A 13,470-nucleotide genomic window follows, 5' to 3' on the forward strand; every position below is an offset into this window, starting at 1 on the left:
GACCGGCCGGACCGCGTACGGACTCAGGCCGCGGCGGAGGTCCGCACCAGGGTGCGGATCTGGCGCAGCAGCACCGACAGTGCGGCGAGATCCGCCCGCGACTCGTCGAATTCGCCCATCGCCCGCTGGGCACGGTGGATCGACGTGGCGTTCGACTGCTCCCACTGCTGCACCCGCTCGTGCGGCGGCAACTCGTCTCCGGTGGAGTCGAGCACCTCGGCGGTGAGCGCGGCCAGCGCGGCGTACAGGTCGTAGCGCAACGCCATCCGCGCGAGGGTCTGCCAACGGTCCTCCCGCGGCAGCAGGGAGATCTTCGACAGTAGCGAGTCCACCCGGAACAGGTCGGAGAGCACGAAGTAGACCGAGGCCACCTCGCCGACGTCCCGTCCGCTGCGGGTCGCCGTCTCCACCACGTCCAGCAGGCCGAAGCTGTACATCAGGCGGGTCGCCTGCTCGGCCAGCTCGCGGGGCAGCCCACGCTCGGTCATCGAGTCGATGTGCGCCACGATGCCCTGCCGCTCGCTGCCGTAGAACAGCTCCTCCATGCCGGGCAGCAGGCGAGCCACGCCGTCCCGCAGGCGGGCGATCTCGGCGGGCACGTCGATCGGCGAGCGCCGGTTGGTGACCAGCCAGCGCACGGCCCGGTCGAGCAGCCGGCGGGTGTCCAGGTAGACGCTGGTCTGCAACTCCGGCGAGACCTTGTTGTCCAGCGCCTCCACCGCGTCCCAGAGGTCACGCAGCCCGAACACCTCGCGGACCACCACGTACGCCCGGATCACGTCGGCGGCGCTGGCGGCGGTCTCCTCGACCACCCGGAAGACGAACGAGATGCCGCCCCGGTTGATCGCCTCGTTGACCAGCACGGTGGTGACGATGTCGCGGCGCAGCCGGTGCCGGCCCATCCGGTCGGCGAACCGCTCCCGCATCGGCGTCGGGAAGTAGTTGACAAGCACGTCGCTCGTCCACTCCTCGTCCGCCAACCCGTCGGTGAGGATCTCCCGCTCAAGGACGATCTTCACGTACGCGAGCAGCACGGCGAACTCCGGCGCGGTCAGCCCGGACTCGCTGCGGACCGCCAGTTCCTCGTCCGGCGGCAGCGCCTCCAGCGACCGGTCCAACGCGCCGGACCGCTCCAGCTCGTTGATCATCCGACGGTGCACCGGGAGCAGCGACGCCGCCTGCGCCTGGGCGTTGTTGATCGCCCGAGCCTGGTCGTAGTTGTCGCGCAGCACCAGCTCGGCGACCTCGTCCGTCATCCCGGCCAGCAGCTCGTCCCGCTCGGCCGTGGTCAGCTCGCCGTCGGCCACCGCGGTGTTCAGCAGGATCTTGATGTTCACCTCGTGGTCGGAGGTGTCCACACCGGCCGCGTTGTCGATGAAGTCGGTGTAGATCCGTCCACCGGTCAACGCGTACTCGATCCGGCCGAGCTGGGTCCAGCCCAGGTTGCCGCCCTCGCCCGCCACCCGGCAGCGCAGGCTGCGCCCGTCCACCCGGATCGCGTCGTTGGACTTGTCGCCCACCTCGGCGTTGGTCTGGCTGGAGGCCTTGACGTACGTGCCGATGCCGCCGTTCCAGAACAGGTCCACCGGGGCGGTGACGATGGCCTTCATCAGCTCCTGCGGCGACAACTGCGTGACGTCGTCGTCGAGGCCGATCGCCGCCCGGACCTGCGGCGTGATCGGAATCGACTTCGCGGTACGCGGGAAGATGCCACCCCCGGCCGAGATCAGCTCCGGGTTGTAGTCCTCCCACGAGGAGCGGGGCAGCTCGAACAGCCGCCGCCGCTCCGCGTACGAGGTGGCGGCGTCCGGGTCCGGGTCCAGGAAGATGTGCCGGTGGTCGAACGCGGCCACCAGCCGGATGTGCTCGGAGAGCAGCATCCCGTTGCCGAACACGTCGCCGGACATGTCGCCGACGCCCACCACCGTGAAGTCCTGGGTCTGGGTGTCCACACCCAACTCGCGGAAGTGCCGCTTCACGGACTCCCAGGCGCCCCGGGCGGTGATGCCCATCTTCTTGTGGTCGTACCCGGCCGAACCGCCGGAGGCGAACGCGTCGCCCATCCAGAAGTTGTGCGCCAGCGAGATCTCGTTGGCGATGTCCGAGAACGTCGCCGTGCCCTTGTCCGCCGCGACCACCAGGTACGGGTCGTCGCCGTCGTGCCGGACCACGTCGTCCGGCGGCACGATCTGCCCGCTGACGATGTTGTCGGTGACGTCGAGCATCGCGCCGACGAACTCCTGGTAGCAGGCGACCGCCTCGTCCCGGTCCCCCGGCTTCTGCTTCAGCACGAAGCCGCCCTTGGCGCCCACCGGCACGATCACCGTGTTCTTCACCATCTGCGCCTTGACCAGGCCCAGCACCTCGGTCCGGAAGTCCTCCCGACGGTCGGACCAGCGCAACCCGCCCCGGGCCACCGGCCCGAACCGCAGGTGCACGCCCTCGAACCGGGGCGAGTACACGAAGATCTCGAACTTCGGTCGGGGCGCCGGCAGGTCCGGAATGGCCTGCGGGTCCAGCTTGAACGCCACGTACGCCTTCGGTCGTCCGCCGACCGGCTTCTGATAGAAGCTGGTACGCAGGGTCGCCTCGATCAACGTCAGGTACGAGCGCAGGATCCGGTCCTGGTCGAGGCTGGCCACGTCGTCCAGCGCGCCCCGGATCGTCTCCACCAGCTCGCCGCTGCGCTGCTGCCGCTGCTCGGCGCTCAGCTCACCAGGCGCGAACCGGGTCTCGAACAGCTCCACCAACAGGGTGGCGAGCTTCGGGTACGCGATGAAGGTCTGCTCCATGTAGTCCTGCGAGAAGACCGTGCCGGCCTGCCGCAGGTACTTCGCGTACGCCCGCAGCACCACCACCTGCCGCCAGGTGAGTCCGGCGCGCAGCACCAACTCGTTGAACCGGTCCACCTCGGCCTCGCCACGCCAGGCCGCCGCGAACGCGTTCTCCACGTGCGGGCGGACCTCGGCCAGCTCGTGGTGCCCCTCGGGCAGCATCAGGCCGAAGTCGTACAGGTAGACCCGACCGTCGATCCGGTCCACCTCGTACGGGTGCTCGTCGACCACCCGTACGCCGAGCGAGTGCAGCACGGGCAGCACGGCGGAGAGCATCATCGGCTCGCCGTACCGGTAGACCTTGAACCGTACGTTCATGTCGTCGGGCACCTCGGCGCCCGGCACGCGGGTGCCCGCCCGGGGCGCGAGCTGCTTGCGGAACAGGTGCATCTCGAGCTGGCCGGGCTCCTCCAGCAACTCAAGCTTGGCCAGGTCCTTCATCGCCTCGTACGGCGTGTGTCCGTCCTTGTAGCCCTCCGGGAACGCGTCGGCGTACCGGGTGAACAGGTGCTTGGCCTGCTCGTCGCCGAGCTTGCGCTCCAGCACCAGCCGGTAGTCGTCGTCCCAGAGACGGGTCGCGTCGGCCAGTTCCTCGGCCAACAGGTCGGCGTCGATCTCGCCGGGCGGCCGGGTCGGGTCGGTACGGACGATGAAGTGGATCCGGGCGAGCATCGACTCGGTGACCCGGGTCGTGTAGTCCACTCCGACGCCGTTCAGCTCGCGCAGCAGGATGTCCTGCATGCGCAGCCGGTTCTGCGTGGTGAACCGGTCGCGGGGCAGGTAGATCAGGCAGGAGATGAACCGCCCGTACGCGTCGCGGCGCAGGAACACCCGCAGTTGCCGGCGACCCGCCATCCGCAGCACGCCGATCACGGCGTGGTACAGGTCGTCAGTCTTGATCTGGAACAGCTCGTCGCGCGGGTAGGTCTCCAGGATCTGGAGCAGGTCCTTGCCGGAGTGGCTGCGCCGGCTCAGACCGGAACGGTCGAGCACCTCGGCGACCTTGCGTCGCACCACCGGCAACTCCCGGACGCTGGTCCGGTACGCGGCGGTGGAGAACAGCCCCAGGAACCGCCGCTCCCCGATGACCTCGCCGGCCTCGTTGAAGATCTTGAAGCCGATGTAGTCCAGGTACGCCGATCGGTGCACGGTGGCCCGCGAGTTGGCCTTGGTGATGATGAGGAGGCGCTTCTCCAGCACCTTCTCGTGCGCCTCGGGCGTCATCGAGGCCAGCGACCGGGCGTCCGGGGAGTCCGAGCGCAGGATGCCCAGCCCGGTGCCGAGCACCGCTTCGAGAGCCTTGCCGTCCACCGGGTCCGCGGGGTTTCCGTCGGGGGCGTCGACCAGGCGGTACTCGCGGTAGCCGAGGAACGTGAAGTGGTCGTGCGCGAGCCAGCGCAGCAGCTCCACCGAGTCGGTGATGTCCTTCTCCGGCACGGGCGGGCGATTGTCGGAGGTGCGGGCCGAGGCCAGCTCGTCGGCGAGCGCGAGGGCCCGCTGACGCATCTTCGGCCAGTCCTCCACGGCCTCCCGTACGTCGGTGAGCACCCGTTGCAGCTCGCGCCGCAACCGGTCCCGCTCGGCCGCGTCCCGGACCGGGTCGATCTCGATCCGCATCCAGCTCTCGACGATGTCACCGGCGATCGCGTCGTCCGGCTCCACGTCCGCCGAAACCTCGGTGAGGTGACCCAGCGGCTCGCGCCGGACCACCACCAGCGGGTGCACCAGCAGGTGTACGTCCAGGTGGTACGAGTTGAGCAGCGCGGTCACCGAGTCGACCAGGAACGGCATGTCGTCGGTGACGATCTCGACGACGGTGTGGTGCTGGTCGGCGTGTGGCTCGTGGATGCGCAGCTTCAACTCGCCGGGCACCCGCTGCTGCGCGAGGTCCCGGTGCGCCCGGGCCGCGTCGAGCATCTCCTCCGCCGTGAAGCCGACCAGCTCCTCGTCCGGGGCGAACCGCCAGAAACGACCGACCAGGGTCGCCGCGTCATGGTCGTCCCCGGCGAGCGCGACGGCCTGGGCCACCAGCCGCTCCGCGTTGGGTACGGGTTCGTCGAGCTCGGCGTCCTCCACGTCGTCGGTCAACGCCTCGGTCGGCAGACCCAGATCGTAGATGGTGTCGATGCTCGACCCGGTCAGCCCCGTGACGCCGGTGTCGAGCCGGCCGTAGCCGTCCCCGTCGGTCGCCGAATCGAAGCTGTCGTCATCCCGCCCGGAGTCATCCGGTCGGAGATCGGGTTCCGGTTTGATCGCCGGACGCCGGTCCATCGGTGCCACTCCCCTCGACCCACCGCGTTGTGGGTCACTCTGCCGCCCAGCCTAGGCCTGCCGTTTACCGCCTCCGTCGGCGGACCACTGGCGGGACGTCCGGATCGGGACTTCGTCCTTTCACCCGTTGCGGGTCCGAGGTTGGCCGGTTGCGGGATACCCCGCCGCGCGATGTTCATCACACCGGCCCGGTCCGTCTTTCCGCACGTAGAGGGCTTCGCGGGACGTTGGGGACAGCGTTCGCGTACTACCGTGCAGAGCAGCACGAGATCGGAGGGACCGCTTCATGACCTTGTCCTACCCCCGCCCAAACCGGTCGAACCGCACGCGTCGGGTGGCCGCGCTCACCGCGTCCCTGCTCACCGCCGGTGTGCTGGCGGCGTGCTCCGCAGACGACGGGCCGGAGCGCAGCGCCGACGCTTTCCTCGCCGGCTGGCGCAGCGGCGACCTGCACGCGGTCGCCATGGTCGACTCGACCGGCGCGAAGACACCGGCGGCCGAGGTGAGCAAGGAGATCAAGGAGCTGTCCGGCGAGCTGGCGACCACCCCGCCCGCTCTGACCCGGCAGGGCGAGCCGAAGATCACCAAGAACATCGCGACCACCACCATCCGGGTGGACTGGTCGCTGCCGGGCCAGACCCACTGGACGTACGACCGGGAGCTGCGGCTCGTCCGGGGCGACGACGACCAGTGGCGGGTCATGTGGGAGCCGCGGGTTCTCCACGAGCAGCTCACCAGGGGCGACCGGCTGGCGCTGCGCCGCGACGCCGGCCCCCGTGCCGGTGTGCTGGACGCGGCGGGCACGCCGATCGTGTCGCCGCGCCCGATCGTGCGGGTGGGCGTGCAGCCCAACCAGGTCACCGACATCGGGAAGCTGGTCAAGGACCTCGACGCCGCCTTCAGGGCGATCCGTCCGGCGCTGGTCCCCGGCGTCGACCTGGCCGACCTCCCCAAGCGGGTCGCCGAGGCTGATCCGGGCGCGTTCGTCGAGGTGGTGACCCTGCGCGAGGACGCGTACAAGCAGATCAAACCTCGCATCTACGACCTGCCCGGCACCAAGTTCATCTCCGACAAGCTCGACCTCGCACCGACCCGGGAGTTCGCTCGCGCGCTGCTCGGCACGGTCGACCAGGCGCAGGCCGACGACCTCGCCGCCCACCCCGACAGGTACGTCGCCGGCGACCTCGTCGGGCACGGCGGCCTGCAGGGCCGGTACGACGAGCGGTTGCGCGGCGCCCCCGGGCTGACCGTCGTGGTCGAGCGGCCCACCGAGGACGGCAAACTCGCGCCCACCGGCACCGAGTTGTTCCACCGCGAACCCCAGCCCGGCCAGGCGCTGAAGACCACCCTGGACGTGGCCGCCCAGAACGCCGCCGACGGGGCACTGCGCGCGGAGCCGCGCCGCTCCGCGCTGGTCGCGGTACGGGTCAGCGACGGCGCGGTACTCGCCGCCGCGAACGGTCCCGGCCCGGCCGGTGAGAACCTGGCGTTCACCGCACAGGTACCGCCGGGCTCCACCTTCAAGATGGTGAGCGCGCTGGGCCTGCTGGACCGGGGCGCGGTCACTCTGGACGGCCCGGTGGAGTGCAAGAAGACCTTCACCGTCGATGGCCGGTCCTTCAAGAACTCGAACAATTTCGAGTTGGGCTCGGTGCCGTTCCGCACCGACTTCGCGAAGTCCTGCAACACGGCCTTCGCGTCGCTGGCGCCGAAGCTCGGCGGCGACGGGCTGGCCGCGGCCGGCCGCTCGGTGGGGCTGGAGGGGCAGTGGGACCTCGGCGTGGATGTCTTCACCGGCAAGGTGTCCACCGGCGGCAGCCCGGCCGAGCAGGCCGCCGCGTCGTTCGGCCAGGGCACCACGCTGGTCAGCCCGCTGGCCATGGCCGGTGCCACGGCGGCCGTCGCCCGGGGCCGCTTCGAGCAGCCGAAACTGCTTGTCGACCCGGCCCCGGCCAAGCCGGCCCCACCTGGCGAGCAGCTCAAGCCCGAGTCCGTCACGGCGCTGCGCACGATGATGCGCGAGGTGGTCACCGCGGGCACCGCCAGCGCGCTGAAGGACGTTCCGGGCGGCGAGGTGTACGGCAAGACCGGCACCGCCGAGTTCGACGACAACCCGGCCCACACGCACGCCTGGTTCGTGGGCTGGCGGGGTGACGTCGCGTTCGCCGTCTTCGTGGAGAACGGCGGTGCCAGCACCGCCTCGGCCGTCCCGATCGCCGAACGCTTCCTCCGCGCCCTCCCCACCCCCTGACCGACGATCACGGTCTTGATCCACTCCGTTTCGCTGAAACCGGGGTGTCCATGCTGTCCGGACACCCCGGTTTCGCTGATACCGAGTCGATCACGGTGGGGGCGCTCGCGACTGGCTCAGGCGGTGTCGGCCTGGGGCCCTTCGGGTGAGTTCGGGGCCGGCGGGGAGGGACGCCGCAGCAGACCCGGGCCGGCCGAGGCGGGCGGACCGACCGGTTCGCGCTCGACCGTGGCCGCGATCTGCGCCGCGAGGCCCGACGGCTCGGACGGGGACCGGTCGCGGATCTCGGGTGGCTCGGCCTCGGCCGCGACCTCGTCGGCCACCTCACTCCTCGACACCGGAATCCGGGAGGAGCCGAGGCCCTCGTCGTCGAACTCACCGATCCGGGCGGTGTCTGCGACCGTGCGCACAACGCCCTCGAAGCCGGCAGACCCCTGCGCGCCCGCGGCACCATCAAGCCCGGCGGGCCCGTCGTGGCGCTCGGCACGGTCGGACCGGGCGGCGGTCGTCCGCTCGGTGGCCCGACGCGCGGCGGGCGTGGGCCGGGACGACAGCAGCCGCGGTGGCATCGCCTCCGGGGCGCTGACGGGAGCCAGACCGGCGACCACGGTGTTGACGATCTCGGCGGCGTACGAGCCGTCCGGGTCGTAGTCGGGGTCGAAGACGGTCAACTCGACGCCGAGGCAGTGTGGCGTGTCGACCAGGCCGGCGAGCAGGATCTCCAGCTCGGCGAAGGCGATGCCGCCCGGGTCGGGGGCGTCGACGGCCGGCATCACCGCGGGGTCGAGAACGTCGACGTCGATGTGCACCCAGTAGCCCGCACAGTCGGCGAGCTGCTCGTGTGCCCACTGGGCGGTCCGGGCGGCACCCTCGGCACGCAGCGCGGGGACCGGGCGGGTGGTGATGCCGGCGGCCTGGAGGTCGAGACGGTACTCGTCCTGCGCCCGGATACCGAGCACCACCACGTCGATGTCCCGGAAGTAGGGCCGGCGCCCCTCCAACGCCGCCAGGTCGGCCTGCCCGCGCCCGGTGACCAGGGCCAGGTCCTCCCCGGCGGCCGCGCCGACGTAGGAGGCGTTGCCGGGGTGCCGGAAGTCGGAGTGCCCGTCGACGAAGACCAGTCCGATCCGCCCGCCGACCGCCTCACCGAGGCGGTGCATGGCGAGCGCGGAACCGAGCAGCACGGAACAGTCGCCACCCAGCACCACCGGGAACTCGCCCCGGTCGATGATGGAGCCGATCCGCTCGGCGAGCGCGAGCGAGTAGTCGGCGATCTCCCGGGCGTGGCACACGCCGTCCCCGGGCCGCCAGTCACCGGGGTCGTACCGCGGCGGGGTGAGGCACCCGGCGTCCCGGGCCCGCAGCCGGGCCAGCAGGTCGTGGTCGCGCAGCGCGCCGGGCGCCTTGGCGCAGCCTGGCACGGAGGTGGACGTCGGCGGTCGAAGGCCGAGGTTTGTCGGCGCGTCGAGGACGGCGATCCGGCGCATCATGAGCTCCCGTCCCCGGTGGTCGGGCGGGCCGGCGAAGCGCCGGCCCGCGCGGGCGTACTACGCACTCACTGTCGTGCTGCGGACTCAGAACAGGGCGCTGGCCAGTGCCCTACGGGCCGAGGCGACCGCCGGATCGTCCGGGCCGGCGATGGAGAAGAGCGACACCAGGTGCTGGCGGACCGTCTCGCGGTCCTCGCCGGCGGTGCGTCGGACCAGGCCGACGAGGCGGGCGTACGCCTGCTCGGCCAGCCCGCTGAGCACCTCGACGTCGGCGGCCAGCAGTTGGGCCGCGACGTCGTCGGGGGCGCTCTCGGCGGCGGCCAGCGCGGTGGCCGGGTCGGCGCCCGCCACCCGGCGGGCCACGCCGACCTGGGCGAGACCCGCCGTAGCCGCGGCGTCCGCGGGGGCGTCGGCGAGGATCTTGCGGTACGCCTGCTCGGCGGCGTCCAGGTCGCCGCTCATGAGCGCGTCGTCCGCCTCGTCGAGACGCGGGTCCTCCGGCTCGGCGACGGTCACACCGCCGGCCTTGAGCACGGCCTGGATCCACTGGCGGAGCTGGGCCTCGGGCACCACACCGGAGAAGGCGTCGATCGGCTGACCGCCGACGACCGCGTAGACCGTCGGGATGCCCTGGACCCGGAACATCTGGGCGATCCGCGGGTTTTCCTGCACGTCGACCCGGGCCAACAGCCAGGTGCCGCCGCCCTCGGCGGCCAGCCGTTCGAGCACCGGGGCGAACTCGTCGCTCTCGGGGAAGCCGGCCGCGCCGAAGAAGACGACGACGGGCATGGCCATCGACTGCTCGAGCACCGCGGACTGGATTGTCGCTTCGGTGACGTCGACGATGGAGGCGTTGCCGTCGGCGGTCGGTGCGCCCGGCGTGCCGGCGGACGGGCCGCCCTGCGGGGGTGCGCCGGGGCGGGTACTGGCAGGTGCGGGGCCACGCAGCGTGCTGAGGTCGACCGCGCCGCGGGTGAAGATCGACGAGGTGATCCGTGGGTCGCTCATGGTTACCTAGTCTCGCACGTGGGCCCGCATTCCCGGCTCACCCACAACTCCAACGTCGCAACTCTCACGCCCATCCGACAACCCCGAACGACCCCCCGCACCCAACCCCGCCGATCTTGCGCTTTCGGTTGCCGCTACATCACTTTTGCGCCTTATGCCGCGACACAAACCGCAAGATCGACGGGGGTGGGGGCCGGGGGTGGGGGCTAGAAGCGGGCGGGTTCGCGGTAGGTGCCCCACTCGGCTCGCAGGGCGTCGCAGATCTCGCCCAGGGTGGCCTCGGCGCGGACGGCGTCGAGCATGGCCGGGATCATGTTCTGATCGGTGCGGCTGACCTCGACCATCCGGGTCACCGCCGCGCGGACCGCGGTCTCGTCCCGGGCGCTCTTGCGCTCGGCGAGCACCCGGCGCTGCTCCAGCTCCACCTCGTGCGAGATGCGCAGGATCTCCAGCTCCTTGGCGACCGTGCCGGTGTGGCAGTTGACCCCGACGATCTTCTTGTCGCCCTTCTCCAGGGCCTGCTGGTAGACGAACGCCGACTCGGCGATGTGGCCGGTGAACCAGCCGTCCTCGATGCCGCGCAGGATGCCCGAGGTCATCGGACCGATCTGGTGCGGCCCCTCCCCGCCGAGCTGGCGGATGCGGGCGAAGATCTCCTCCGCCTCGGCCTCGATCTTGTCGGTCAGCGTCTCGACGTACCAGGAGCCGCCGAGCGGGTCGGCCACGTTGACCACGCCGGTCTCCTCCATCAGCACCTGCTGCGTGCGCAGGGCGATTTCGGCGGACTCGTCGGTGGGCAGCGCGAGGGTCTCGTCCAGGGCGTTTGTGTGCAGCGAGTTCGTGCCACCGAGCACCGCGGCGAGCGCCTCCACGGCCGTCCGTACGACGTTGTTGACCGGCTGCTGCGCGGTCAGCGACACCCCGGCGGTCTGCGTGTGAAAGCGCAGCCACAGCGCCTTCTCACTGGTCGCGCCGTAGACCTCGCGGAGCCAGCGGGCCCAGATCCGGCGGGCGGCGCGGAACTTGGCGATCTCCTCGAAGAAGTCGACGTGCGAGTCGAAGAAGAAGCTCAGTCCGGGCGCGAACACGTTCACGTCGAGCCCGCGCGAGAGACCCAGCTCCACGTAGCCGAAGCCGTCGGCCAGGGTGTACGCCAGCTCCTGCGCGGCGGTCGAGCCGGCCTCGCGGATGTGGTAGCCGGAGACCGACAGCGGCTTGTAGCGCGGGATCTCGGCCGCGCAGTACTCCATCAGGTCGCCGATCAGGCGCAGGTGCGGCTCGGGGTCGAACAGCCACTCCTTCTGCGCGATGTACTCCTTGAAGATGTCGGTCTGCAGGGTGCCGTCCAGCGTGGACAGGTCGGCGCCCTGCCGCTCGGCGGCGACCAGGTACATGCAGAACACCGGCACGGCCGGGCCGGAGATCGTCATCGAGGTGGTGACGCCGGCCAGGTCGATGCCGTCGAAGAGCGCCTCCATGTCGGTGGCGGTGTCGATGGCGACGCCGCAGTGCCCGACCTCGCCGAGCGACTGCGGGTCGTCCGAGTCGCGGCCCATCAGCGTCGGCATGTCGAACGCGACCGAGAGGCCGCCACCGCCGGCGCCCAGGATCATCTTGTAGCGCTCGTTGGTCTGCTGGGCGTTGCCGAAGCCGGCGAACTGCCGGATCGTCCAGGTCCGACCGCGGTAGCCGGTGGGGTACAGACCCCGGGTGTACGGGTACTCGCCCGGCCAGCCGATGCGCTCGAAGCCCGGGTAGGAGGCCCCCTCGGGCGGCCCGTAGACCGGGTCGACCGGCATCCCGGAGAGGGTGGTGAAGTCGGCGTCCCGCTTGCGCGCGGAGTCGTACCGGGCCTGCCAGCGTGCCCGTCCGGCGGCGATCTCGTCGGCGTCCATGCGCAGGGCTCCTCCTCGGTTCCGGGACTGGAATTCGAGTGTAGAGCCCTCGCCTGAACGATCGCTAAGTAGCGCCGTACCGGCGGGTAACCGTCACCGGACCAACCGCCGGGAGCACGGGCCGTCGTGGTCGGCCCGCAGCAGGCAGCGCCGGCCGCCGTCGAGCCGCAGGTCACAGAAGACCCGATGGCGTACGCACTGGGCGTCCTCCGCCGAAACGGTGGTCTCCCCCGGGTCGGCGTGGGCGAGTACGCCCGCCCAGCGCGCCACCACCCGAGCCAGGCGCACCGCGCCGCCCAGATCGGCAGCGACCACCGGCAGGTGGATGACGAACCGCTCGCGGGCCCCCATCAGCGGCACCTACCCGCGTCGCCCGGCCGCGCCCGCCGCAGCATCTCCCTGCTCCGGGCGGCCTCCTGACGGCTCTCCCGCAGGGCGTGATGGATGGCGGACAGGTCGACGGCGACCCGGTCGAGGAACGCGTACACCTCGTCCGGATCGAGGCCGGGACGGGCGAACCGCGACGCCCGGAACCGCCGCTCCCGCACCTGCCACGGCAGAAGCGGGAGTTGGGTCGACTGGTCGGAAGGGGCGGGCCGCCCGCTCCACCGAAGGCTCAAACGCACGACAATCACCTGCCTCTCATGGTCGCCGGAGAGTGGAGGGGTGGATCCACCGAGCACGCACCCGATCGGGGCCGAATCTCCCTGTCACCTCACGAGCACGTGGCGCTACGGACGAATATAGCAAAGAGGCAACGTAGCAACAATGCATCATTCCATTAAGGCCTTGATGGATACCGGCGATGACGGCATAAAGGCTGGTGGCATGACCATCGATCCCCGATCGCACACGCCGGTCTACATCCAGCTCGCGGACCTGCTCCGGGAGAAGATCGAGACGGGCACCTTGCCTGCGGGGTCGAACGTCGGCAGCGAGACGCGGTTGAGTCAGGAACACCAGATCGGCCGCGACGCTGTCCGCATGGCGATCTCGCTGCTGCGTTCCGAGGGATTGGTCACCACCAGCCGTCCCGCCGGAACCCGCGTCCGTGCGGTCCCACAGCGAACGCCAGTCGAGTTGGTTGCCGGCGCGCGGGTCATCGCCCGGATGCCCACCAGCACCGAGCGCCGCTCCATGCAGCTTGACGAGGGGGTGCCGGTACTTGAGGTGCACGACCCGACGGGCGAGGTGAAGGTGCTCCCCGGCGACGAGGTCGAGTTGACCCGGCCGGTCGAGGACTGACGGCCGGGTCGTCGCTGTCTCGACGCGCGGTCAGGCGGCCGGGCCGCCCATCGCCACGTCGTCCACCCGGATGTTGACCTCGTCGACCCGCAGCCCGTACGCCTCGACCGCCTCGGTGACCCGGGCCCGCACCTCGCTGGTGATCTGCGGCACCGGCTGACCGGCGTCGATGACGAGCACCAGGTTGACCACCGCCGCGTCGCCCGTCACGTGGGCCGAGCAACCTCGCCGGGCGTCGCCCACCTGGTCCAGCCCGACCCGGTCGAGCACCGAGTTGAAGAAGCGGGCCACGTCCCCGCCCAACTCCGCCACCCCGGGCACCGCGCGGGCCGCCGCGACGGCGATCTTCTCGATCACCTCGTCGGAGACGTGCGTCGTACCACCGGCCGGCACCGACGCCCCGGCCAGATCCTGCGTCGCCTCGTGATCCATCCCCGCTCCCCTGCTCGCCGCATCACCGCCCAGCCCCGACCACA

The 13,470-nt window shown here is 71.1% G+C and carries 9 protein-coding genes; 2 read left to right on the top strand and 7 right to left on the bottom strand.

What is annotated here, in order from left to right; genetic code table 11:
- Positions 1-23 precede the first annotated feature (23 nt).
- On the bottom strand, positions 24-5,105 hold the full coding sequence (locus tag ACN269_RS14025; RefSeq protein ID WP_421472867.1) for an NAD-glutamate dehydrogenase: 5,082 nt from the start codon (positions 5,103-5,105) through the stop codon (positions 24-26).
- A 286-nt stretch (positions 5,106-5,391) separates the two neighbouring features.
- Here ACN269_RS14025 and ACN269_RS14030 point away from each other — a divergent pair, with 286 nt between their 5' ends.
- Positions 5,392-7,356: a penicillin-binding transpeptidase domain-containing protein gene (locus tag ACN269_RS14030; protein ID WP_421472868.1), complete on the top strand. Its 1,965-nt coding sequence runs from the start codon at positions 5,392-5,394 to the stop codon at positions 7,354-7,356.
- A gap of 116 nt (positions 7,357-7,472) precedes the next feature.
- On the opposite strand, the gene ACN269_RS14035 is transcribed toward ACN269_RS14030, so the two are convergent.
- The 5 genes from ACN269_RS14035 to ACN269_RS14055 all read right to left on the bottom strand — a co-directional run bounded on the left by ACN269_RS14035 (position 7,473) and on the right by ACN269_RS14055 (position 12,375).
- Positions 7,473-8,846, bottom strand: a complete 1,374-nt coding sequence (locus ACN269_RS14035; protein WP_421472869.1) for an arginase family protein — start codon at positions 8,844-8,846, stop codon at positions 7,473-7,475.
- An 84-nt stretch (positions 8,847-8,930) separates the two neighbouring features.
- A complete protein-coding gene (locus ACN269_RS14040; RefSeq protein ID WP_421472870.1) occupies positions 8,931-9,854 on the bottom strand; it encodes a tetratricopeptide repeat protein in 924 nt (307 codons plus the stop codon).
- A gap of 206 nt (positions 9,855-10,060) precedes the next feature.
- Positions 10,061-11,749 (bottom strand): acyl-CoA mutase large subunit family protein, encoded by a 1,689-nt coding sequence (locus tag ACN269_RS14045; protein WP_421472871.1) that lies wholly within the window; start codon positions 11,747-11,749, stop codon positions 10,061-10,063.
- 93 nt (positions 11,750-11,842) lie between these two features.
- Complete coding sequence (locus tag ACN269_RS14050) at positions 11,843-12,100, bottom strand: hypothetical protein (protein ID WP_421472872.1); 258 nt, start codon at positions 12,098-12,100, stop codon at positions 11,843-11,845.
- Positions 12,100-12,375, bottom strand: coding sequence for a DivIVA domain-containing protein (locus tag ACN269_RS14055; protein WP_421472873.1), 276 nt, complete (start codon positions 12,373-12,375; stop codon positions 12,100-12,102). The genes ACN269_RS14050 and ACN269_RS14055 overlap by 1 nt, the downstream gene beginning before the upstream one ends.
- Before the next feature lie 202 nt (positions 12,376-12,577).
- Between ACN269_RS14055 and ACN269_RS14060 the strand changes: the two genes are divergently transcribed.
- Positions 12,578-12,994 (top strand): GntR family transcriptional regulator, encoded by a 417-nt coding sequence (locus ACN269_RS14060; RefSeq protein WP_421472874.1) that lies wholly within the window; start codon positions 12,578-12,580, stop codon positions 12,992-12,994.
- Between the two features lie 30 nt (positions 12,995-13,024).
- Here the strand turns inward: ACN269_RS14060 and ACN269_RS14065 are convergent, their stop codons facing one another.
- Positions 13,025-13,426: an Asp23/Gls24 family envelope stress response protein gene (locus tag ACN269_RS14065; RefSeq protein WP_421472875.1), complete on the bottom strand. Its 402-nt coding sequence runs from the start codon at positions 13,424-13,426 to the stop codon at positions 13,025-13,027.
- Positions 13,427-13,470 lie beyond the last annotated feature (44 nt).

It is taken from the genome of Micromonospora sp. WMMD736, assembly GCF_049179015.1.
In the GTDB taxonomy this organism is placed as follows: domain Bacteria; phylum Actinomycetota; class Actinomycetes; order Mycobacteriales; family Micromonosporaceae; genus Micromonospora.